17 protein-coding genes are annotated in these 25,521 nt (G+C 37.7%); 4 read left to right on the top strand and 13 right to left on the bottom strand.

What is annotated here, in order from left to right:
- Positions 1-20 precede the first annotated feature (20 nt).
- The 11 genes from BM000_RS11690 to BM000_RS11640 form a co-directional block, all read right to left on the bottom strand.
- Positions 21-2,051 (bottom strand): beta-galactosidase, encoded by a 2,031-nt coding sequence (locus BM000_RS11690; RefSeq protein ID WP_091498539.1) that lies wholly within the window; start codon positions 2,049-2,051, stop codon positions 21-23.
- A 109-nt stretch (positions 2,052-2,160) separates the two neighbouring features.
- The gene (locus tag BM000_RS11685) at positions 2,161-3,825 is read right to left on the bottom strand and encodes an ABC transporter substrate-binding protein (RefSeq protein WP_091498536.1); all 1,665 of its coding nucleotides are present in this window, start codon (positions 3,823-3,825) and stop codon (positions 2,161-2,163) included.
- Between the two features lie 49 nt (positions 3,826-3,874).
- Positions 3,875-4,759 carry a carbohydrate ABC transporter permease gene (locus BM000_RS11680; protein ID WP_091498534.1) on the bottom strand — a complete coding sequence of 295 codons (885 nt, stop codon included), beginning with the start codon at positions 4,757-4,759 and terminating at the stop codon, positions 3,875-3,877.
- Between the two features lie 49 nt (positions 4,760-4,808).
- Positions 4,809-5,810 (bottom strand): ABC transporter permease, encoded by a 1,002-nt coding sequence (locus BM000_RS11675; protein WP_091498531.1) that lies wholly within the window; start codon positions 5,808-5,810, stop codon positions 4,809-4,811.
- 407 nt (positions 5,811-6,217) lie between these two features.
- The gene (locus BM000_RS11670; protein ID WP_091498528.1) at positions 6,218-7,915 is read right to left on the bottom strand and encodes an ABC transporter substrate-binding protein; all 1,698 of its coding nucleotides are present in this window, start codon (positions 7,913-7,915) and stop codon (positions 6,218-6,220) included.
- A gap of 842 nt (positions 7,916-8,757) precedes the next feature.
- Positions 8,758-10,086: a DUF4340 domain-containing protein gene (locus BM000_RS11665; protein ID WP_091498526.1), complete on the bottom strand. Its 1,329-nt coding sequence runs from the start codon at positions 10,084-10,086 to the stop codon at positions 8,758-8,760.
- 9 nt (positions 10,087-10,095) lie between these two features.
- The gene (locus BM000_RS11660; RefSeq protein ID WP_091498524.1) at positions 10,096-10,770 is read right to left on the bottom strand and encodes a YesL family protein; all 675 of its coding nucleotides are present in this window, start codon (positions 10,768-10,770) and stop codon (positions 10,096-10,098) included.
- Positions 10,771-10,791: 21 nt separating this feature from the next.
- Positions 10,792-12,300, bottom strand: coding sequence for a response regulator transcription factor (locus BM000_RS11655; protein WP_091498521.1), 1,509 nt, complete (start codon positions 12,298-12,300; stop codon positions 10,792-10,794).
- A 25-nt stretch (positions 12,301-12,325) separates the two neighbouring features.
- The gene (locus BM000_RS11650) at positions 12,326-14,101 is read right to left on the bottom strand and encodes a cache domain-containing sensor histidine kinase (protein ID WP_091498518.1); all 1,776 of its coding nucleotides are present in this window, start codon (positions 14,099-14,101) and stop codon (positions 12,326-12,328) included.
- A gap of 96 nt (positions 14,102-14,197) precedes the next feature.
- Positions 14,198-16,477 carry a glycosyl hydrolase family 95 catalytic domain-containing protein gene (locus BM000_RS11645; protein ID WP_245751649.1) on the bottom strand — a complete coding sequence of 760 codons (2,280 nt, stop codon included), beginning with the start codon at positions 16,475-16,477 and terminating at the stop codon, positions 14,198-14,200.
- Complete coding sequence (locus BM000_RS11640; RefSeq protein WP_091498516.1) at positions 16,477-19,272, bottom strand: glycoside hydrolase family 3 C-terminal domain-containing protein; 2,796 nt, start codon at positions 19,270-19,272, stop codon at positions 16,477-16,479. Before BM000_RS11640 ends, BM000_RS11645 begins: the two co-directional genes overlap by 1 nt.
- 286 nt (positions 19,273-19,558) lie before the next feature.
- Between BM000_RS11640 and BM000_RS11635 the strand changes: the two genes are divergently transcribed.
- Both BM000_RS11635 and BM000_RS17095 read left to right on the top strand, forming a co-directional pair.
- Positions 19,559-20,746: an ROK family transcriptional regulator gene (locus tag BM000_RS11635; protein WP_091498513.1), complete on the top strand. Its 1,188-nt coding sequence runs from the start codon at positions 19,559-19,561 to the stop codon at positions 20,744-20,746.
- A 150-nt stretch (positions 20,747-20,896) separates the two neighbouring features.
- Entirely contained in the window at positions 20,897-21,025 is a 129-nt protein-coding gene (locus BM000_RS17095; protein ID WP_281245956.1) for a hypothetical protein, read from the top strand.
- Between the two features lie 335 nt (positions 21,026-21,360).
- Here BM000_RS17095 and BM000_RS11630 read toward each other — a convergent pair whose 3' ends face one another.
- Both BM000_RS11630 and hpf read right to left on the bottom strand, forming a co-directional pair.
- Positions 21,361-22,893, bottom strand: a complete 1,533-nt coding sequence (locus BM000_RS11630; RefSeq protein WP_091498510.1) for a glycoside hydrolase family 43 protein — start codon at positions 22,891-22,893, stop codon at positions 21,361-21,363.
- A gap of 153 nt (positions 22,894-23,046) precedes the next feature.
- Complete coding sequence (hpf, locus tag BM000_RS11625; RefSeq protein ID WP_091498507.1) at positions 23,047-23,604, bottom strand: ribosome hibernation-promoting factor, HPF/YfiA family; 558 nt, start codon at positions 23,602-23,604, stop codon at positions 23,047-23,049.
- A gap of 170 nt (positions 23,605-23,774) precedes the next feature.
- On the opposite strand from hpf, the gene BM000_RS11620 reads away from it, so the two are divergent.
- Positions 23,775-24,671 (top strand): transporter substrate-binding domain-containing protein, encoded by an 897-nt coding sequence (locus BM000_RS11620; RefSeq protein ID WP_091498504.1) that lies wholly within the window; start codon positions 23,775-23,777, stop codon positions 24,669-24,671.
- Between the two features lie 142 nt (positions 24,672-24,813).
- Positions 24,814-25,515, top strand: coding sequence for an amino acid ABC transporter permease (locus tag BM000_RS11615; RefSeq protein WP_091498501.1), 702 nt, complete (start codon positions 24,814-24,816; stop codon positions 25,513-25,515).
- Positions 25,516-25,521: the final 6 nt, after the last annotated feature.

Below are 25,521 nucleotides of genomic sequence, written 5' to 3'. Positions count from 1 at the left end.
TTCTCCTTCAGTTCATTATTTTATTGTTCTTTTAGGATAAATACATCTTTAGCTGCGATGCTACATTTACCCTGATACGTTTTGCTTGTTAATAAATTATTGTAGGTAGCAGAGCCTGTATCAAAGTAACTTTCTTGATCGTTATGGTTAAGAATAAATAAATAACGACCATGTTGATTAGATCGTGCAGTCACTTCTACACCCATGTCTGACTTCATTAAAGAAACAAGTGCCTGATCCTTAATAATCGTTTTTACGAGGTCATCGACAAACGTTTGACTTGGGCATGAAGCAACGTAATATGCAGAACCTTTACCGTATTTATTTTTGGTTAGAACCGGCATCCCTGCGTAAAAGTCAGAACCATAAGTAGCTAAAACTTCTGCACTTTCTGCGTGAATTAAGTCAAATAGTGTATCACACGTGTAAGAACCAGATAAACTACCATGATCTTTAGTAAAGTTGATTTCATTTTTTATTGAAGGTTCAAGAGCATCAATCTCTTCAGCCCAAATCCCGACTAGTTCTCTTAACTCACCTGGATAACCGCCAAGTGTAACAAGGTCGGATTCATTTACAATCCCACTAAAGCACGTTGTGACAAATGTTCCACCATTGCTTGTGAATTGTTTAATGCGGTCTGCAACACCCTCTTTAATCATGTAAAGGAAAGGTGCAATGACGACATCATATTGAGAAAGATCTTCCTCGACACCAATCATATCTACTGGCACATTCGCTTTGTAAAAAGCATCATAATACTTATGAACCTCTTTTACATAATCGAGCGCAACAGAAGGTCCGCTTGATAAACCTATTGCCCAACGATTCTCCCAGTCAAACATTATACCCACTTTAGCCTCAAGTCTACTGCCAAGAAGCTCGCTACCTAGATTATTTAATTCCTGTCCTAATTCAGCGCATTCTCTAAACACACGTGTATGCTCATGACCAACATGCTCAATGACAGCACCGTGATACTTCTCCGTTGCCCCTCTTGAACGCCTAAGCTGGAAAAACAAAACGGTATCTGCCCCATGAGCAACAGCTTGATAGCTCCATAACCGCATAACGCCTGGTCTCTTTAACGCATTGTATGCTTGCCAATTTTGTTGAGACGGTGTCTGCTCCATTAACATAAATGGTTGACCACTTTTCAAGCCTCTCATTAAATCATGGGTCATAGCTGTCATACTTATTGGTGTATTAAACTGTGGATAATTGTCCCATGAGACCACATCAAGTTCCTTGCCCCATTTGAAGTAATCTAGTTCGTCATACAACCCCATCAGATTTGTCGTAACCGGAATGTCTGTTGAATATTTTTTAATTCGATCACGTTCAAGTTTATAATTGTTTAAGAGACTGTCAGATTGAAAGCGACGATAATCAAGAGAAATTCCTTGGAAGTTGGTATTCTTACCGCCTTCCCATTCCTCTGTCAATACACTAGGTACGACAATTTCATCCCATTCGTAAAAGGTATGGCCCCAAAAGGCCGTATTCCATGATTTATTTACTTCTTCAATCGTGCGATAACGTTGCTTTAACCAAACACGAAAAGCCTTCGCACAATTTTCACAGTAACAATAGCTCCAATACTCATTTGACACATGCCATGCGACAATTGCAGGGTGATCATGATAACGCTCTGCAATTTTTTCGGCTAAGCGTGGTGCAAATTTTAAAAAAGTCGGGCTGTTTGGACAAGAATTGTGCCGACCGCCGAATTTCCTTTTCCGACCCTCGTAATCGACACGGAGAATATCAGGGTAGCGCTTAGCCATCCAAGCCGGGTGAGCAGCTGTACTGGTAGCTAAGCATACATAAATACCATCTTGATATAACCGTTCAATTGTCTGATCAAGCCCTGCAAAATTATATTCTTCTTCACTTGGTTGTAACAATGCCCAGGCAAATACATTTAGCGTGGCAACGTTAATACCAGCTTTTTTAAAGAGACGATTGTCTTCTTTCCATGTTGCTTCATCCCATTGCTCAGGATTGTAATCGCCTCCATACCAAATTTGGGGTAGTGATTTATTTAACATAACGTCCTTCCTCTCCAATAAGGATTATGGTCATCGTAATAGTTCGAGCCTGATTCCTCTTATAAGGAAACAGGCTCTACCATTATGCAGTTGCGATCAGTAACTTAAACTATTGTACGTCTCCACCCCAAAGTTCTAGAACATCTTGAGTGAGTTGTGTCATCTCTTCATTTAATTGCTCAACACCAGCTGCGTCTAATTCATCAAGCATTGCTTCCCATAATGTATCAAAATCAGCTGGATCAGCTAAAATAGCTTGGGTAATGCGTTGCTCGGTAATATCATCAGCTCGTTGTAAAATAATTTGAATATTTGACCCAGATGGAATACTAAAGTTCGCCGCACGGCCATGCTCTGAAATTGATAATTCTTCAGTCTGTGGGAACCAGTCAATCCAAAGATCCATACCATACGCATCTAGTGCCTCTTGCTCAGGCTCAAGATGATCTTCAATTACCTGCTCGCGTGTGTTTACTGTAATCGATTGGCCGTTTGAGTCAACAGCACCCGTGCCCCATTGTGGGAATGGATAAACATAATAACCAACTCCAGTATCACGACCATAATTTGCATCTGTATTCAAGCCTACTCTTACCTCTTCATGAAGAACACGTTCTCCATCAACAATTTCATAGTGCTCACCTTCAAGTCCCCAGTTAAGCAGAATCTGCGCTTCCTCTGAAGCCATCCAATCTAAGAAGTCAAACGCTAAGTCGGTGTGCTCAGTTGTTGAAGAAATAGCAATTCCCCAGCCACCAGCAAAGCCATAGTCTTTTAGTGCTTGATGTTGTTCGTTCTCACTTAAGGTGACTGGAAGTGGAGCATAAGTCCGTTCCTCCATATCAGCTTGGATAAGCGCATTTCTTGCGTCACCAATGTTCCAATCTTCATCAGCAAGACCTAATACACGTCCTGAAGAGATTTTTGAAATATAGGTATCTTGTGTATGAGTAAATGACTCAGGATCTAACAAACCTTTTGCATTCAAACCATTTAACCACTCAAAGTATTCTCTATATTCTGGTAATAAGAATTTATATGTTGTTTCGCCTGTATCAGAATCGATAAACCATTGCCCATTTCCTGGATGACCCGCAGCTGCAGTAGCACGGTCTCCAACAGTGATTAACCACCGCCAGTCACTGCCCTGTAAAGTCAACGGAATAGTAGGCTCTCCATTAATCTCTGGATACATTTCATAATAAGTTTCAATTGCTTCTTCAAATTCAGCTAATGTACTAATTTCAGGATAACCTAACTCTCTTAGTACCTCTAATTGCAACTGGAATGTTCCTGAAGTTGTTAATGGTACATCCTGAACACCAAACGTACCTACTTGATAAATAGCAGGATCATTTATCGAGTTTCTTAAACGGTCTAACTGATCGCCGTACATTGCTTGAAGATTCTCTCCACGTTCTTCAATTAAATCATCAAGTTGAATTACACCACCAGCATCGATTAACATCCCAATATCACCTTTAGCAAAAATAAGGTCAGGATAGTCGCCACTGGCAATCATTAATGGTACACTCTCATCGCTACCACCAACTGGATATTGAATATCAAGAATAACGCCAGTTTCTTCTGTGATTTTCTGTGCTACTGGATCATCAAATGATTTTTCTTCGCCATCCTCGTTATAAAGGGTTAATGTAACTGGACCCTCTCCGTCTGCTCCCCCGTCGCCTTCACTGCCTCCATTACCACATGCAGCTAACACTAAAAAGCTGGCAAATAGCAACATGAATAGTAATGATTTTCTCTTTTTCATCTGTATTACCTCCAAAAATTTATAAATTTATATTAATTTTTCATTAATATTAAGACTTAACTGCACCTAATGTTAACCCTGTTACAAAGTATCGTTGTAAGAATGGGTATACAAGGAGAATTGGTACTGTTGCAATAATTGTTATTGCCATTTGAATTGACTGTGGATTAGTCTGTCTGGCAATAAATTCAGCATTTCCAGATGTTACTGCGCCTTGACTGACATTAGTATTGTCCAGAATCTTCATTAATTCATATTGTAACGTAGATAGGTTAGAATTTCCTCTTGCATATAAATACGTATCAAACCAATTGTTCCATTGCCCAACCGCTAAAAATAATGACACCGTTGCAATAACTGGCAGACAGAGTGGAATAATGATTCGCCAAAAGATTGTAAAGTCATTTGCACCATCCATTTTTGCAGACTCCGTCAATGCCATTGGAATGTTATCCATAAAGGAGCGGATAACGATTACATTAAATGCCGTAAGTAGCATAGGTAGAATATAGACCATGAAGTTGTTCATTAAGCCTAAATCACGAATTAACATATATTCTGGAATTAATCCGCCACTTACAAACATCGTAATAACTAGAATAAAACTAATTGGTCTGTTAAAGACAAAATCTCTTCGACTAATTGTATACGCTAACATTGTGCTGGCAATAATACCAGTAATTGTTCCCACTACGGTTCTTAGGACTGACATTCCGAACGCACTTAGTAAATTAGCATTTCCTCCAAATATTTCAGTGTAATTCGCAATGGTGAAATCCCTCGGTAAGATATGAATACCGCCTCTTGCCGTATCTGTAGCATTATTTAATGATATTGCTAAGATATTTAAAAACGGATATAGTGTCACAATAATTACACCGAGCATCATAATGAGTAAGACAATATCAAACACGGTAATCTTTCTCGTTTTCATCATTTAGCACCCCTCATTCCTTCTATAAGATCGGTCAGCATAATAAATACTAGAATACACGACCTTCACCTATTTTTTTAGCAAAAGTGTTTGCAATTACGATTAAGATGACACTGATTACTGATTTAAAGATACCAATTGCTGTACCAAACGAATAACGGAACATCCCGATACCGTAATTTAATGCATATAAGTCAATAACAAGTGCTCGATCAGCCACAATATTATTACCTAATAGCATCTGCTTTTCAAAGCCAATATTAATTAAATTCCCAATATTTAAAATTAGTAAGACAATGATAACTGGGCGGATACTCGGTAGGGTAATATGCCACATTTGACGAAATCTTGATGCACCGTCCACTTTAGCTGCTTCATAAAGCTGTGGATCAACACCAGCCATTGCTGCAAAGTAAATAATGGCTCCCCATCCAGTTGACTTCCAGACTTCCGCGGTCGTAATTAAACCCCAGAACATACCAGGTCGTGCCATGAAATTAATTGGACCATCAATAATACCAATACTTGTTAACAATCCGTTGACTGGTCCTGTAACCGATAACATTGTTGTGACAATATTAGCAACAATAACCCAAGATACAAAGTGAGGTAAATAAGAAATTGTTTGGGTTAATTTTTTAAATTTAGTAAAGCGCATTTCATTAAGAAGTAAGGCAAAGGTAATAGCTGCTAATGTCCCAAAGACTAAGCCAAGTACACCCATTCCAATTGTATTTTCTAACGCCCGAAAGAATTGGGGTTCGTTAAATAGGTCTTGGAAGTGCTTTAACCCTACCCATTCTTGTTCAAAAAAAGTTTGCTGTGGTTTATAATCCTGAAATGCCATTGTCCAGCCGAACACTGGTATATAGCGAAAAATAATTAACCAGATTACAAATGGTAAAGACATTAATATTAATGCTTTTTGGTTATTCAAGCGTTGCCAAATATTCTTTTCTCCTGGAGCGCGTTGTGGTCGCTGTCCCTTCTTGCCCGATTTTCCTAAGGGCAATTCAGCTTGTGGAGTAACTGGGGCTATACTTTTGCTCATTGTTCTCTCTCCCTTGTTTAACAGGATTTGTTCTTATATTGTCATCCCTTTAATTATATTATACAAGTAACCGCTTTCAACGAAAACATACTAAAACCGACATAAAATCCATTCAAAACGAGATATTAATATTACTCAACGTTCGCATCAACATAGTAAGATTCAGCTAAACTAGCTGAATGGTGGAAAAAGGAGGAAGTCTAGCTATTAACATGATTAGTAGCTACTTTAATGTCTCAATAAAGGTATCGTTATTAATCCGTTGATATTAGAACTGCACCTTTTTTATGACTGAATGTATAATTGTGCAACTAGGTTGCTAAGGTGAATTTTTTCAAAAATAATGGGTACTTATCAATTGATGAGTACCCATTACATTTACAGCAATATAATTTTAAAGTTATCTCTTAATATTCGCCACTCCACAATTTAATAATATTTTGTGTTAGCTCAGTCATATCGCCGTTTAATTGCTCTACGCCTGCCGCTTCAACCTCAGCAATCATTGCATCCCATAAACCGTCAAATTCAGCTGGGTTAGCAAGAATGGCCTGTGTAATTCTTTGTTCAGTAATATCATCAACACGTTGCTGAATAATTTGAATGTCAGAGCCAGATGGGATGGTAAAGTTAAATGCCTGACCATGCTGAGAGCGAGAAAGATCCTCTGTTTGTGGGAACCAATCCACCCATAATTCCATACCGTATTCAGCAAGCACTTCATTCTCAATATCTAAATGATTGTTAATAATTTCATCTCTACTATTTGGCGAAATGCCTTGGCCGTTTGAATCAACTGCCCCTGATCCCCATTGTGGGAATGGATAGACATAATAACCTACGCCTGTTTCTTTTGAGAAGTTTCCATCAGTATTTCGTCGTACTCTAATTTCGTCAAACATGACACGCTCGCCGTCTACGATTTCGTAGTGCTCGCCTTCAATTCCCCAGTTACGAAGAATTTGTGATTCTTCAGAAGCCATCCACTCTAAGAAATCAAACGCTAAATCTTGATGCTCAGTAGTTGAAGAGATCGCAATACCCCAACCACCTGGGAAGCCGTAATCCTTTAATCCCTGATGAACATAATCTTCACCCATTGTAACTGGTAATGGTGCGAACGTGCGCTCCTCCATACCATCCTCAATTAAAGCAAATCGTGCATCATTAATATTCCAATCCTCATCAGCGATACTTAACACTCTTCCTGATGATAGTTTAGAGATATATGTTTCTTGTGTATGTGTAAACGATTCAGGATCAAGCAATCCCTTCGCATTCACACCATTCAACCATTTAAAATAATCACGGTATTCAGGTAAGACAAATTTATAAGTTGTTTCTCCAGTCTCTGGATCAATATGCCATTGACCATCTCCTGCATGACCAGCTGCAACAGTTGCACGGTCACCTACAGTAATTAACCAGCGCCAGTCACTACCTTGTAATGAAAGGGGAATTGTCGGCTGTCCATTAATCTCCGGATACATCTCATAGTAAGTTTCAATTGCATCTTCAAATTCTTCCAATGTGTTAATTTCAGGATAGCCTAATTCTCTTAATACCTCTAACTGAATTTGAAAAGTACCTGAAGTCTCAAGCTTATGATCAAATACACCATATGCGCCTGTTGCGTAAATTGATGGATCACTGACTGAATTTCTTAATCGGTCAAGTTGATCACCGTACATTGCTTTAAGGTTTTCACCACGTTCTTCAATTAAATCATCTAATTTAATAACGCCACCTGCTTCAATTAACATCCCAATATCACCTTTAGCAAAGATCAAATCAGGATAGTCACCACTGGCAATCATAAGTGGAACTGTCTCATCACTGCCACCTACTGGGTACTGAATATCAAGAATAACACCTGTTTTTTCAGTAATTGCTTGTGCTACTGGATCATCAAATGATTTCTCTTCTCCATCTTCATTATAAAATGATAAGGTAACAGGTTCAGCCGGAACTTCACTAGTCCCTTCACCTTCATCAGTTTGCTCTGGATCTGTTTCACTAGTGGTCCCTGAATCATTACCACATGCTGCAATGAACACTAATCCGGTTAAAAGCAGTGTTAATAGAAATAAAAGTCTCTTTTTCATCTTAATACCCCTCCATTTTCTAAAAATTTATATTAATTTACATTAATACCTAAAGTAAGCGTTTACAAGATAGCCATAGTAACTACTTAATTAATTGAATTAGCATTCACACACTAATTAAGCCTTCGTATGCCTTTTTAATAGGTAGTTTGCTTATTTAAATAGTGAGGTTAATAATTAGCGTTTTACTTGGGCATTTGTTTAGGTAGGAATTAGCTGATGAAGTTATTTGCCCTTGCTTAAGCGCTTAATGCTGTAGTTAATTGCTCATCTTGATAAATTCATTATATAAGTAAGCGCTTTCAGAATATACAGTAATTATTAGATATAAATTACATGACAAACTAGACTTTAACAAAAACTGGCGCTCCTTTTTAGATAATCCAGTTACTCAGTTCTTACCTTGTTATTTTGGGTTTGATTTAAAGAGAATTTTTTGAGAATAGTTATTACGCTTTAATCGCAAAATTAATAACGGGCTTATCAAGATTTTTCACTGAAAGCGAACGGGGCTTCTAAATAAGTGAATTTCATAAGTACTTATCTGCGTTTCAAACACGAACATTAAGAAAAAGACTAGAATATTATCCGATATGTAAGTAAACGGAAATAAAGTAAGCTGAATCCAGACCCGTGGAAAGCAAATCTATTCCTTTCAAAACGCCATAGCGTTCAAACGGATAAGAATATCAACATAGGTAGTGCATACCAACTCTCCCAAACACGTTCAAGGATTCATGACTAATTTCAGTGTGAGTGTGTTTTTCTTTTATAAAGTTAACCTTTTGTTCCAATAATAAAAAAACTAAACGCAGCCAAGCCACGTTTAGTTTTTTATTGTTCTATGGAATAAGTGTTTCGAATTCTATTAACATCTGATTAACAGCTTGTTTTTCAACTATAAAATCACTTTGTGCATCCATAAAAACAGCATAATGCTCATCGTCATAGCTGATAAAATCCAGTGTTATTTGTTTAGTGTTATTTTCCGTCCCAACTTGATAAGTGACGGTTAAGTCTGGGTCCTGATATGCTATATCTTCAGCGACGCCATCTACTCGCAAGCCTGCTAGTGATTTATAAGCTTCTCTCACTTCTGAGTCAGAGAGTTCCTGATTATTAGCGGTAAACAATGCTGACTCACCTTCATTTTCAATTGAAATGACTAGCTCATAATCACCACTGCTTATCTCCAGCGAATCCATTACATCTAACGGGATAATCTTCAGATAACCATCGTGATATTGTGCCGATTGGTAACTAAAAGGCTCAAGTTGATCATTTGTAATAGTAAACACCCGATTGCTTCCTGCAAACATAGCATAATAGCTATTTTGTGTAGCTGGTGATCCGATCAGTAGCAGTTCTTCACTATCATCTGTGATAAAAGAAATTGTAAAATTACTATCATCCAACCCATACTTACTAAGATCAGTTGCATTTTCTTCAACTAACTCGTCCATTGCTATTATTTGAGTCGCTTGTAAAACAACCTCCATAATAGAGTAAGTCGTATGGTGAAAATGCGTGTACGGCTTATTAATAAACCAACCTGTTATATTTGCTCTCGTCTCTTCCTCTGGATAAGGACTATTCCTGTGAAGACTAATTTCCTCAATACCATTAAAGATGTTTATTTCCTGTAAGCGATCTGTTTGCCAGCTAAATAGCTGCGTATCTAAATAAGTCTGCACATGAAAAGGAAATGCCTCAACAAGCGCCCGATCTACTAAATAAATGCCTTGATTGCTCCGATCCTCAATATAATAGCCCGTTCCAGTGTTATTAAGCTGTCCAATCATTAAACGATTTTCTTCGCCATTTTGATAGGACACCGTCAAGGATAAACTAGGAAAGTCTAAGCCTACATCACGTCGTTGTAGCTCAACTGCTTCTCCCTCCCAGCCACTTAAACGTTCTATCGCCTCTGTAGTTCTCTCCTGATGCGTGGCTTCACTGCGCTCCTCAACTTGCCATATTTGATCTGTTTTCACCACAGAGAACCCCTGTTCACTATGAATAGTCAAGCCAACAATAGCATCTGGATCATTAATTAGTTGAATAGATTGCGTTGTTTCACTTTGATTATCTCGACCGATAACATAATATAAGCCAATTAACACCGCTATTATTAGTGTAAGGATGGCAATATTCTTACTAACTTTTTTCATTATTCCACCTCACTTCGAGTCAGTTTGAGAGAATTGATCTTCTAGTAGTTTAAATACATCCTGCAAATTGTACATAATAAAGAAACTAAGAAGACTCATAAAAAATAAGACAATAATACTTGGAAAGGCATAGAAAATAACCCCAAATGCCACAAGTGTTGAAACATTTAATAAAGTAACTTTTATATAACGAAAGATTGAATAAATGGAAATTACAAAAAGATTTTTAATCTTAACCTCAAATTTTGTTAAAATTGGAAAGGCATAGCAGCTAATGAATAAACAAACGCCAATAAAGATTAAAAAAATAGGTGACAAAATGGGTAGATACAGATTTGCATAATAAATGTCGATAATTAAAACGACAACAATCGTCCATTGAATTAACCAATATTTAAAAGCAGTTTTAAAATTTTGTAAGAAAAACGTCCAAAAATCCTTTGCTGGTTGAATAATTTTATCTTTAACCAGCTTATCCATCGTCTTTAATAAAGCCGCAAATGCCGGACCAAAAAGTAGTAGCGAGACATAGTAAAGTAATATATTCTGGACAGTAAAATCTGCAAAGTAAAAAAAGAAAATAAATGGACTAATCAACAGTAAAAAAAAGAAGTTTGTCGCTAAAAAAGCGTATAGATAGTTAACCATTAGATAAATAGGGCGATCAATTAATGTTTTACTCATAGCAATCCCTCATCTTTATTATTATTCTGCCTGTAAAATATGCTTTTGGTATTCTTTCGGACTCATACCTACTTGTTTTTTAAATTTTTTATAGAAATAATCCATATTACTATACCCGACTTGCTCTGAAACTTCATAGACCTTATAACGTCGATCTACTAATAATTCTTTTGCCTTTTCAATCCGGACATTTTCTAAATAAATATGAAAGTACTCCCCAGTATGTTTTTTAAATTTCTTCCCTAAATATGAGCTATTATAATTAAATAAATCAGCTAATATTTTAAGACTTAAATCTTGATGATAATAATGGTCAATATAACTAATAATTCTTTCCATACTATTGTCTGAGGAGACGGCAAAACCCATTATCTGATCAGACAATGCCCACCATTCCGTAAACAATCGTTCCATTAATGTTTGTAAATGATCATATTGGTAAATAATATCGACCCATTCATGTTTTGGTAGGAGCTTTACATTTGGATACTGCTGATGAAATCCCTGGGCAATAGACAAAGCAAGCTCTAAGATTTCTGCCTGTACTTTTTCTTTATCTAATGCTAATGCTCTAAAATGATTAACTGTTGCTGAAATAGTCTGCTTTAGGCTTTTCTGATCTTTAAACTCGATAATCTGTACAATTTTCTCAGCTAGTTGTAAACCACTTAGCGATTCATATGACTTTGTTGAAACAATAGGATATTGAAAAATGGATTCTGCTGAAAAACTATACACTTTATTTTTCACTTGCTGTAGTTGACTAATTGCCGCTGTCGTTTCAGCTAACTTTTGGTAGGGCGTTGACAGACAGGCGTATGCATGGCGATCAAACTCCAGTCTAATGTGTTGTAGCAATATCTTTAGCTCTTCCTGAATCTTAGGTATTGCTGTATTAACATAAAGCAGATAAATAAGTTGGTCCTTCAAAACTATTTTTGCTGACGGCTGTTCGTGGCCAAACAGCTTATTTCTGGCTTTTAAATGTTTGACGTTTGCAGCTACTGATATACTAGCTAATTGAAAGGGTCCAATTTGTTCTTGTAAGTAATGAGATCGTTGCCAATCATCAATTCTCCCCTCAATGACCGCTTTCCATGCTTCTTCTTCCGTCATATCATAGTAAGCAGTTAATTGTGATGAAATCTTCTGTTCTTTTTCAATTTGGACTTTTATTTCTCTTAATATCTCTATTAATTCATCCTCATCAATAGGTTTTAATAAATAAGAATGAATGCCCAGCTTAATTGCCTCTCGTGCATAGCTAAAACTAGAATACCCTGATAAAACAACAAATCTACCTTGATAGCCTTCTTGCTTGGCTTGTTGAATTAACTCTATGCCTGACATGCCAGGCATTCGAATGTCAACAAACACTAATTCGGGGTTATGTGTTCGAATAGCATGAAGACCATCCCGGCCATTTGCACAGTCTGCAATGACAGAAAAATTATAGGTCTCCCATTCAATGACATGTCTCATGCCTTCTCTTATGATCGGCTCATCATCGATTAGCAAAACTTTATACATCGTACCCCTTCTCTCATCCTGAAATTTATTTAATAATAGGCAAAGTAATTTTGACAGTCGTCCCGTGACCCAGCCTACTAGAAATAGACAAGCCATACTCTTTACCATAATATAATTGGATGCGGTGATGAACATTTCGCACACCAATCCGCTTGCCATCTAAATTGTCACCTTCGACAAGCTTCTTTTGCACTTGTGCTAAACGCTGATCATCCATTCCTATACCATTATCCCGCACCATAATTTCAAAATAATTTTTAAAGGCTTTAACTTGAATAGCTAGATGCCCCTCACCCACTTGGGGTTCTAGTCCATGAATAATTGCATTCTCTACTATCGGTTGAATCAGTAACGGAAAGATATAAAAATCAGTAATGGCCTCTCCAACATCTATTTGATAGGTAAGTTTATCACCAAAGCGCATTGATTGAATCTCAAGATAGGTCTCGATTAAATTAATCTCTTCTATTAATGGGATTGGACGATCCGTTCTTTCCAAGGCAGAACGCATCATTTTACTGAGTTTTTTTATTAATAAAGCTACCTCTTTATCCTGATTTACGATTGCCTTCATTCTAATCATTTCAAGTGTATTATATAGGAAATGCGGGTTAATTTGACTAGATAGCATTTTAAATTCAGACTCCTTTTGCTTCCGTCGCCACCGCTCCTCTTTAATTTTGTGGACATAAACCTCATCAATTAATGTTTGAATACTTTGGGATGTTTTATGAAGCTCTTGATATGCTTCACCAATTTCATCCTTCCCTGCAATCGTCGGTTTAATATTAAATTCTCCCCGCGCAACTTTTCCCATCGCTAGCTTCAAAGTATTAATGCGATGATGGAAGGTTTTAATGAAAATCTGAAAAGCAAGAATGGAAATAGCCAACGCCGTAAACATAATCCAGTACCCCCGGTTAAATAATTCACTTGGCTGCTCCATCAGACTTTCAACTGGAATAACAGTTGCGATCTGCAATTCATTCATAAGTGATTTACTCGGTTGTAACCGGCGTAAATTAACCTTAACATCTTCACCAAGATACTCATCGTCAAACAGAGTCTCCCCTTGGCTTGATGCACTAAATAACGCGTCAACAAATTGTGGATCAATATCAAGAGCACGAATATTATTGCTATATACAATTTCGTTCTCATCTAAAATAATAAAGGCGTCATGGATTTCCGGATCAATTATTTCTCTTAACTTATCACTAGAAAAATAAATACTTAATACACCTAAGAACTGGTTTTGTTGATCATATACCGATCGAGTTAGTGCTAAATAACGATTCTTTGTCCAATGCTCTTCCATAACCAACCAAGAAATTCGACCTCTTTTTTCTACAGCTTCTTGAAACCATTCCTGTGCAACCGTGTTAGCATTTGCATGAATAAAGTGAGAATCTGTAATCATATCACGATCCATAAAAAACTGGATATTTTCAATTTCATCATAATATCTTAAATAATCATCAAAAATTCGGTATCTTGAATAAGCATTGTACACATCTAAGGTGCTATTGTACTCACTCGTCAGCAGCGCCTCTAAATCTCTATTTAAATAAATCAGATCAGAAATATCAGTTATTCGATTTAAAGCTGACTCTAATCTAATCTCAATCTTGTCAAGGTTTGACTCCGTTTCAAATATAGCATTATTTAGCACGACATTTCTTATCCCACTGTTTAAGTATACACCAACAAAAATTAATGGGATTGCAGTTACAAGGAGGTAGACACTCATAAGCTTGTAACTGATTTTTAAATCAAGTATTTTAGTTAACATCCACTTCATGTTGCCTACCTCCTTGCTGACAAGCTTTACTAATCTCACCTTACTTTACAAGGTTTCTTGAAATATTTCAATGTGCTTTTTTTCCTTTGCACTTCTTTATAACGTAATCTCGACTTGATTCACTTGGTTCTTGACTAACTGCAATGTCTGGCTAGCTACTGGGCGATCATTGATACAGGCTTCTTTAAACAACGGTAACTTTACTGAAAGTTCACGGTCATGATCATGAGCAATAATATTAATACTTAATTTTCGCTCGGCGAGGTCCCATGTTAATAACCTAACTTCAAGTTGGTCGGCAAGCTTTAATCCTCTTAATTGGCCAGACGATAAATCAGTTGGCAAAGCTTGAAGTAAGTACAACGTGTCATGATGATAATCACATAAAAACTCATGAACAATTTGTGGAAAAGCACCATTACCATCAACATTAAAAACCTCTAAATTATTATAGTGACTCATCATTAACGATGGAAAGAAACAATTATTTTTAATAACGAGCATAATGACTTCTTTAATCAACTCTGGCATATGAAATTGTGTTGCGCAAAGCGCAGTATGCATACGTCCATGTGTTGAGGTCGTATCACCATCATCGTTTAACAACCAAGCCTCTAACCTTTTTTCAAAAGCAGTTTCAGCTGCTTTAAACAGCTCTGGTTCACTTTCTTTAGTGAATTCACGACTTTGGAAAATAGGATACAAGTGAGAAAAATGGCGATGATTATAATTCTCGCCCTTTTCAGGGGTCAACCACTCCTTTAAAGCACCATCTTTATTAATCTGATATGGCGGGAGCTTCGTGAGCATCTTTTGATATAACTCAATATTAGCTGTGTCTACACCCAAAATACGGTAGCTTGCTATTAAGTTAGTTAGCACTTCTTTTGCTACCGCGATATCCTGAGTCGCATTATCACCACAGCCATTTTCGGCCGAATAAGATGGACTAAATCGATAATACCCGTCTAAATCCTCAGTAAGAAAATCCTGATAAAATAGCGCAATTTCTTCTAAAAAAGGGACAGCCTCTTCTTTTAAAAAGTCAAGATCGCCAGTAAAACGATAATATTGATAATACCAATGTGCCAGCCAGCCAGCTCCACACGTCCAGAAATGAAGCGGCCACTCCACATTCCAATGCAAATGCTGTCCTCGATTACTGGAATGAATAGCTGCCATTATGCCACGACAGCCGTAATAATTCCATGCATTTTCTTTAAAACCTGGTAATAATTCTTTAATTAGGCTAAACAGCCCCTTAAGGCCCTCTGCTAAATCACCGGTAAGTGCTGCTGCAATCGACAATTGGACATTAGTATCAAACGTATAATCACCACTCCAAGCAGGATGAAAGGTTCCGCTCCAAATCCCCTGTAAGTTAGGGGTTGCGTCACCAGAACAGGATAAATACATGTACCTTCCAGCATCATACATTTTTTCAATAAAAACAGGTGAAAGCGTTTCTTGTGCTTGAGCCTCACTAAGCAATGTCGCGAACGGTTTTCCCCGTTCAATATCAGATGTCAATGATAAACGAACACGATCAAACAGTTCTTGATGAATATCGCGATGACGAGCAAACCAATAAGCATAGCTTGACTGCTTAATAATAAATTTCTTTTGATCAAGCTCTGGCGTTATTTTTAGAACAATGGTACATTCCGATACTTCGGTAACTCTTATTGCACCTGCTAAACTCTCAATTGCATAGTCAGGCGCTAGTACTTGTGCCGTTACTGAATAGCCACCGTGAGCCTGCGTATAGGCATAATTTAATTGAAACACACCATCCTGATTAACAGTCAAATGACCATCAAGCTGGTCAACCTGATAAACTTCCGGCGCTAGCATTAGATCAAGCAGACCATCAGCGTTCTTAATATGATAAACCATAATATCATCGGCACGCGAAACAAAGCACTGTGATTGGTAACGTTGTCCATCGCCAATAAACTGGGTCGTTATTTCGCCTGTTTGATAATTTAAACTTCGTCTATAAGACGTAAAATGATTTATGCCTGTCTTAATGCTAAGGTGAAAGGCCGGGTGATAGGGGTCACTCATTGTCAGACCTGGGTAGCCATTTTCTTCAGCTTTTTGATAATGAAACTCTAAAGCTGCTTGGTACCCTTTTTGATTAATTATTTCCCGTAACTCAGGTAGATGGTCTTTTACCTGAGGAACAGAAAATTGATTACCCATTGGTAAAAAAAGTTTAGCGTGATTGCCAATAAGTACTTCATTACAGGGATCACCAAGAACAATTAAGCCTTGCTTTCCATTCCCAGCAACAAAACCTTCTTCCCATTTTGCAGCTGGTTGATCATGCCATATTCCTTTTGCTGGTTTATTTAGTTTAAGTGTTGTCATCATTATTTACCCTCTTTAATGTAAAGCGATTGAATTGCCACTGGTCCTTTAAGTGAAAGGGTGAGATCTTTAACAGTTTTTTCATTCGGTAGTGCGATGCGATAATCCTCCCAGACAAATGGTGATTCTGGATTAACTTCTAAAGCTGACGCTTGTACTTGACCGTCTAAATGCAAAGTAATCTCTCCTTTACCACCGTCAGTTGAGGCTCGTACAATTAATGCACCTTGTTCAGGCAATGAAACCTTATTGTAGAATAAGTGGCCGTTATTCTTATTGACGACACACACAACTTCATCTTCACCTTTCCCTAGCATGATATCCGCATAATCATCGTACATCTCTGCCTTAGTTACTTGCGAAAGGTCACGTGGTACAACTGGTTGTGCTGCTACAGTTAATGGGGCTGTCTGTAAGCGTAAATCTTGACTTGATCTGCCTATACTCAGGACAACCACACCTCCAAATAAACGCATTGATTCCGTTCTTACATCAAAAAATTTAAATTGCTCTGCAGTTACCTCAAAGGAGACAACTTCCTTTGCGCCTGGTTCGAGCATAATTTTTTCAAAACCAATTAACTTCTGCTCTGGACGTTTAAAGGCATCCTGATTAAAGGCGGCATAAAGCTGAATCACCTCTGCAAATGGTTGCTGATCGGCATTTTCAACCTCTACTGATACAGTAATTACTTGATCATCAACAATTTGTGTTTGATTAACGTTTAAATTGCTATAGACTGGCTCACCATAGGTTAAACCATGCCCAAATGGATAAAGGATTCGATTGTTCGGATACATATACGTTCGTTTCCCTTTAATAATGTCATAATCATAAATACTTGGTAAGGATAAAGTATCTTGGTACCAGGTCATGCTTAAGCGACCAGATGGCGAACAGTCTCCAGCAATTAACTTAGCAATGGAATGACCTAGATGCTGGGCACCGTGAGCTGTATAGAAAATTGCTGGTAGATGCGCCTGCTCCCAGTTTAGCGAGAACGGATAGCTGCCGACAACCACAAGGATCATGTTAGCATTTGCTCGATAGACGGCTTTAATTAACCGTTGATGATAAGCAGCTAACTCAATATCTAACCGATCTTCTGTTTCACGACCATTTAACATCGGATGATTGCCAATACAAACAATCGCTACATCACTATCCTTAGCCTGCTGTACTGCTTTAGCAATACCATCTTCAACAACGATACTTTCAAATTCATCACCTTGGTCTGCCTCAATTAAGCCCTGACTCTCGTCAAACTGGATGGGCTTATTACGCCATGATGTCAATTGTTTAGCCGTTGTGTTAGCATCTAAATTGTAAAAGCCAATCTTCTCTTTAACAAACCAATCATATACCTCTTCTTTAACTGGCTGAAAATCCACTCCATTTGTAAGACTCAAATAGCATTTACTTTTCCGTTCAAATAGTAAATGATTGTGATAACCCCAATCTTCATCAATAAAAATACTCGCATCTCTTTTGGTGTTTGTGAGGTCAGCTTTATTACCAGCATTAAATTTAATAAATTTGTTATGCTTTATGTTCTTTAAAGCAATTTGATTAAATCCGTTAGTAAAGCTAAATTCAGCTTTATTAAAGCGTTGTTTTAACCCTTGCAGAATTGTCACTTGATCCTTAGAATAACCAGCATACCAATCTCTAAAAATTTGATCAGCAGTTGGACCAATGACAGCAATCCGCTTAATTGACTCTGCCTGTACCGGCAGCACCTGCTTATTATCCTTTAGCAGGACAATTGATTGATCGGTTACTTCTTCTGCAAGGGGCTTATGTTGTTCAATTAACTGTTCTAGTGAGTTACTGCTCTCAAAAGGATCTACTTGATCAAATTGACCTAACCTAAAGCGCACCTTTAGACAGCGAGAGATTGCTAACGTAATATCTTCTTCAGTGATTAAGCCCTGCTTTAGCGCATCATGAGCAGCCGATTCGACTAACTCTTTATCGTCAACAAAGCAATCGATCCCTTTTTTAAGGGAATCAGCTAATGCCTCAGGAAAATTATCATAATAATGATATTCCTCAACATTTAATGTTAGTGCGCCACCGTCACTAACGACAAAACCATCCATGCCCCATTGTTCACGAACAACTTGTCTAATTTCGTTAAGTTGCATACCTGGTATTCCATTAATACCGTTGTACGCCGTCATCATCGATGTTGCTTTTGCTTCAGTGAAAGCAGGTTCAAAAGCAGGTAAATAATACTCAAAGCGATTTCTGGCATCAATGCTATTTGAGAGCGATTCACGTCCATGTTCATTATTATTGCCATAAAAGTGCTTAGGTGCCGCGACCATTTTTAAATAAAACGGATGATCACCTTGCATACCCATTATCAAGTGCTTCGATAGCTGCCCAGTAAGATGTGGGTCTTCCCCATATGCTTCTTCAGTTCGTCCCCACCTTGGGTCACGTTCCATATCAATTGTAGGTGCCCAAAGGGTTAAACCCGTTTTTTTATTCTTATAATAATAGTAGCCTCGTGCTTCATCACCAATCGCTTCGCCAACTTTTTGCAACAAATCCTTATTCCAAGTGGATGATAAGCCAATTGGTTGAGGAAAAACAGTTGTGAACATCCCCTCGCGATCTACAACACCATGAGCGGCCTCGCCGCCAACACGATATTCTGGAACATGTAGGCGTTCAATTGGGCTTTGTTTAGTTGACAATAACGATATTTTCTCATCAATAGTTAGTTGACTGACTAAATTTGAAACACGTACCTCAAGTGGCTTTTCATTGTCTTGAAAATCAAAATTCATTAGCTTTCTCTCCTTTTACTTGGTAACGTTTACAATTATGAACACCCAAGTGTCCGTAATTGTTGTTAATCTGACTGGATAAATAAATAGGTTTCGCAAATTTAGCAATACATTAGTTAAAAAAATAAACATCTTTACCAAAAAAGTATAGCAATAACCCCCTAGTTTGTCCATAAGTTAAACTAAGTTTGTAGAATTGTAGTACATCAGGCTTTGATGTGGTAAAGTATTAATATTAGGCGAAAAAATGCATGATTAATGAACGGTTAGAGGATGAGTGGTTATTATGAAACGAACATGGAATCAACATGTTGTAAAACAAGAAAACAAAACGTTAGTCTTATCAACAATTATAGATCGAACCCCAATTTCAAGAGCACATGTTGCTCAGCTTACTGGTTTAAACAAAGGAACCGTTTCTTCTTTAGTAAGTGAGTTAATTACTGAGGAATTAGTTGAAGAATCAGGCCCAGGTAAATCTAGCGGAGGTAGGCGACCTGTGATGCTCTTATTTAATGGAGGTTCAGGACATTCTGTTTCTATTGACTTAGGCGTTGGTTACATAAGAGGCGTGTTAACTAACTTAACGGGAGAAATTATTGTCGAACATAAGGTAACAACAGAGAGCAATGCATTTGCTGTTGTTTACCCCACCTTACTAGATTTAATTAAGCAACTCATTAATAAAGCACCAGCTAGTCGTTATGGCATTATTGGAATTGGCGTGGGTGTCCCAGCTGTAGTTAGCCATGTTGGTGAGATCTTATTAGCACCAAACCTTGATTGGAAAAATATTAACTTAAAAGAAAAATTAGCAAAAGCATTTAATTTACCTATTTATATTGAAAATGAAGCAAATGCTGGGGCATATGGTGAGAAGCGTTTCGGATCTAAATTTGTTTCCGAGCATATGATTTACGCAAGTATTGGTATGGGAATTGGCATTGGGATGATTTTAGATGGGAATCTTTATAATGGACTAAAAGGTTTTGCAGGAGAAATTGGGCACATGACAATTGTGAAAGATGGTCGTAAATGTCGGTGCGGCAATAATGGATGCTGGGAACGTTATGCATCTGAACAAGCATTAATTCAAGAGGGAGAAATAAGAGGCTTAATTGCACAACAATCCACTGATCCATTAGCAGATTTAATTACTTTGGCTAAGGCTAATGATGACAAGACAATAAAACTTTTTGAAGAAATAGGCACCTATATTGGCATTGGCTTAACAAATTGTATTAATATCTTTAACCCTCAACATATCGTAATTGGCAACCAACTTCTCCAAGTTAAGGATTGGCTCCTTCCAGCTATCATGGGCCATATTCAATCGCATACCATTGGCTTTCATCAACAGGACTTACAACTAAGCTTTGCAAAGCTTGGTCAGTATTCAACGGTCAAAGGAATGGCTGCCTTTACAATAGAAGGATTCTTATTAGAAGCAAAGAATACTAATATACAATTATAAAATAACTCTTTACTTAAAAACTACAAAAACAAATATAAAAAAGTAAGGAGCTGGGACAAAAGGGTAATTAACTAAAGAAAATCCGAACATTATGTCTGAAAGCGTATAGTGCTTCGGTAAAACACCTCGCTTTTACCCAAGGGCACGAACGTGACATCTTCAGGCTCACAGGATGTGAATCAGTTAGGCGTTGTCACAAGTGTTTTTGGTGGGACGAGTAATCGCACAGTCCCAGCCCCAGAACGTGACTGGTTTAGTCTAACATCCCCCACTGTGTGAAGAAAGACACTTCACACAGTGGATCCTCAGCGCGTGCTGTAGTTGAGATTACTCACCCCATCGAAGTGATTTTTTCCCACAGGAGAAGGAAAGCTGTGACGGCAATACATCGCGTCGTGAGAAAATAGCTTTTTATTTTCGAGGAATTTACGTATTGTACCTACGCTTAATCAGAATGTTCGGATACCCTGTTTCAATATTTAGTTATGTCCTAGCCCCTTCTCAGCTTTTTGTTAATTTTCTTCAAAAGTTATTCAAACCGTATAATGACTCATAGACAATAATTCTTTGACTAAAACCACTCATTTATCCATGCCCAGAAGATTAATTCGCACCTATACCTTGTAATCTAACCACTTAAATTGTGCAGGTACTGTTGAAGCCTTACCATTACCAGAAGCGTACATACCAATATAAACACCTGTAAATCCACCCGCAACTTCTGTTGATAGCATCCCACATTCAGCTGTACCCAATTCAAACTCATCTACAATGGTACCCTTTGAATCAATTTCCTTTGCATAAAGCGTATACTGATAAGGATCAGCTTTTACACCTAGGATAACCTGATCAGAATTAATAGTCTTTGTTTGAGCGATAACACTTACATCAGCTATGCTTTTCCTTAAAGCAATTACTGGTGATCCGTTGTCATTTGTTTTAACTAATTCATAATGAAATTTATTATTCATATAAATAGCTAAGCCTGCTTCTTCATTATTAGTAGTTGCTGTAAAATCTAGTAACGTTTCTATCGTGCACGTATGATGTGCTTGCCTCCTAGCGATAAAGGCTGGAGAATCATGCTCATTTAAAGTTGTTGCAGCACCAAATAGGGTCAAAGAATCTTCTTGGTCATTTAAGGACCAAGTTGTTTCATCGGGATTACGTAAAAAGTTAAAGTCAAGATCTAGTTTAGTACCATTAAATGTATAATGTTTACTTGGCTTACTTTTGTAGCCACTAAATAGTGCAGGCCCCTCCATCTCTTCTTCAATCCGGCCCTTTTCACCAAAAACTGGCCAGCCATCAACCCAACTTACAGGTGCTAAAAATGTCTCTCTACCTAAGTGGTGCTTGCGTGGGTACCCAATTGGCCTTATACCTAAGCAAACGCCCCACCAACTACCGTCTTGTAACTGAACAAGATCAGCATGTCCTGTTGCATGAATGGTATGATTTAAGCTGCGATGCGTTAAAATAGGATTATGTGGACATGCTTCGAATGGCCCGAACGGATGGTCACTTCTTGCAATCGTTTCCATATGACCGTATTCAGTTCCTCCCTCGGCAATCATGAGGTAGTACTTACTATTAATATAGTATAAGTGCGGCGCTTCTGGGTCTGAACCGCCAGTACTTTCCCAAATTCGTTGGCGACCAGATAATAACTTGCCTGTTTTTACGTCAATCTTAGCTTGATAAATCCCGACGGGCTCATTAGCTGCATAAGAACGCGTGCCAGTAATGTATGCGTCACCTTGATGATCGAAAAATAATGAAGGATCAATGCCTTGCCACTCAGTTAACCAAATTGGATTAGACCACGGTCCTTTTGGATCAGTAGCTGTGACGATAAAGTTCTGCTTACCTGAAACATTTGTTGTCACCACATAGAAAGTTCCATCATAGTATCGGATAGTAGGTGCATAGATTCCAGCTGCATTACCAGCTCTCTCTAATGGAAGTTGCTCTTCTGTCGTTAAGCAATGACCTATCTGATCCCAATTAACCAAATCTCTACTGTGGAAAATTGGCATCCCAGGAAAATAATTAAACGTACTTGTTACCAGATAAAAATCGTCATCCACTCTACAAATACTTGGATCTGGATAAAAGCCTGATAAAACCGGATTTTTAAATTTCATGCTGTCACTCACTTCCTTTTTAGTCTACAAACATTGTACAGGTAAGATCCAAAAGACTTCAAGTGTTTTTTCACTTAATCCTACTAACAAACATATGAAAAGCCACTAGAGTAATCAAACATCACCTAGTGGCTCTAATAATCTATTTCAGTATTAGTTTGGTTCAATTAATCCGTATTTACCATCATGACGACGGTAAACAACGTTGGTATCACCAGAGTCTGCATTTGTAAAGACATAGAAACTATGACCTAGCATATCCATTTGCAAAACAGCTTCCTCTGAATCCATCGGTTTAAGATCAAATCGTTTAGTTCGGACAATATCTAATCCTTCATCCTCAAACTCGTCCTCTTGATCATGAATTAGATCCTGCTCCATTTCTGCAAATACATGTTTGGGTGCACCCTTTTGCCGGGTTTTACGGTTAATCTTCGTTTTGTACTTTCGGATTTGACGCTCTAACTTATCAACAACCAAGTCAATTGCTGCGTATAAATCTACATGATTTTCCTCGGCTCTTAACAATAAGTTTGGCATTGGGATGGTAACCTCAATCTCTTGCTCGTCATTATAGACACTTAAATTTACATTTACATCTGTTGTTGGAGGAGTCTGAAAATAGCGTTCAAGCTTGCTAATCTTCTTCTCAATGTAGCTCTTAATCGCCCCAGTCACCTCAATATTTTCTCCACGAATGTTGTATTTCATAAAAGTGTCCTCCTTTCTATATCTATAATTCTATTTTACCCGTATAATATCCTGCTAAAACCTGCAAAATATTAATAATTCTTTAATTGATTTTTGCTACTAATTATGGTATATTATAACACACTATTCTGATTAACTAACTCAGAATTAAGAATTGGGGGAATAAAGAGATGAAAAGAAATGTATGGTTATTTCTATTATTAGCCGTGTTTACTGTTGTTACTGTAGCTTGTACGATTGATGATAACAATTCAGCAAGCAATGATGACAATAATGCCAGTAATGAAAATGATGAGAATGGCGAAGAAACTTCGGATCGATCATGGTTAGATGTTGAAGAGGCTGGTACGCTTGTCGTTGGAACATCAGGTACCTATGCTCCAGTAACTTTTTTTAATGAAGATAATGAACTAACAGGGTTTGATGTAGAATTAGCGAGAGCTATTGCAGAATATTTAGAGGTTGATATTGAATTTTCAACAATGGACTTTGATGGTATCTTGCCAGCATTAAGAAATGGCCAAATTAACTTTGCCTTAAACGACTTTGCAGTTACAGAAGAGCGACTTGAAACATTTGATTTTACAGAAGCTTACAAGTATTCTTACGGTTCAATTATTGTTAGAACAGAAGATCTTGATCAATTTCAATCTGTGGACGATTTAACTGGTATACCAGTTGCGCTCGGATCGTTAACAAGCAACTATGCTCGATTCGCTGAGCATATTGAGGCAGATGGAGTTGCTTATGATGGCGGTGTAGAGGCGATACTGCGGGATATATTAAACGGGAATCGCGATGCTTATTTAAATGATCGGCTAGTCTTAGCAAGAACGCTTGAGGAATTTAATAATGATGGCTTGGCTGTCGCTGAAAACATTAAATACCATGCCACAGAAAGTGCAATTCCAGTCCTCAAAGGAAATTTAGCTTTAATTGATAAACTGAATGAAGCAATAGATGCACTAAGACAAGATGGAACAATTGCTGAGCTTTCTGAAGAATTTCTAGGTGAAGATGCGTCTGATCCAGTTGACGGCTCTGAAGTTTACGAATTTGATTTTTAATAACGCGTCACTAGGGTGATGTTCTGATCATAGCATCGGGACTTCACCCTTTTACTTGACTATGATTAAAAAACAGGTATGATAAAACTGCTAATTAGCCCTTACTTTACAAAAAAATAGCGAGCAAGGGAGGTCGTATTTTATGTTTAATTCGTTTAATCAAATTCAGTGGGAGTATTTGTTTAATTTTGAACTTGTCCGAGATTCATTACCACTTCTTTTGCAAGGGTTAAGAATTTCCATGGTGATTGCATTATTTAGTATGATTTTTGCCCTTTTGCTTGGTCTTGTTATTGCCATTATGAGAATGTCCAAACATTGGATATTTCACCTTCCTGCAAGAGTGTTTATCTCATTCATGCGCGGTACACCATTGCTTGTCTTTATTTTCATTCTTTATTATGGACTTCCGGTAATTGGGGTACAATTTAATAATCCAATTGTAGCTGGAATTGTTGGGGTAAGCTTAAATTTTGCAGCCTATAATGCAGAAGTCATTCGCTCAGCCATTCTTTCCGTTCCACGAGGTCAGTGGGAAGCAGCTGAATCCTTGCAAATGGGGTTTCCAGAAACCATGTGGCGAATTATTATCCCACAAGCAACACGAATTGCCTTACCGCCAACGTTTAGTATTTTTATGGATATTGTAAAAGGAACATCGTTGACCTCAATCATAACGGTCAATGAACTTCTATACTCGGCAAGAATTGTCGCTGGTCGGACCTATGAAAGCATGACCATGTATATTGCAGCTGCCTTAATTTATTGGGTTGTCTGTATCATAATTGGTTATTTCCAGCAAAGACTTGAGAAGCGCTATAATCGCTACTTAAACCAACGGTAAAAGGGG

This window comes from Amphibacillus marinus (assembly GCF_900110345.1).
Taxonomy (GTDB): domain Bacteria; phylum Bacillota; class Bacilli; order Bacillales; family Amphibacillaceae; genus Amphibacillus_D; species Amphibacillus_D marinus.
This window is presented reverse-complemented; position numbering and strand designations above follow the sequence as displayed.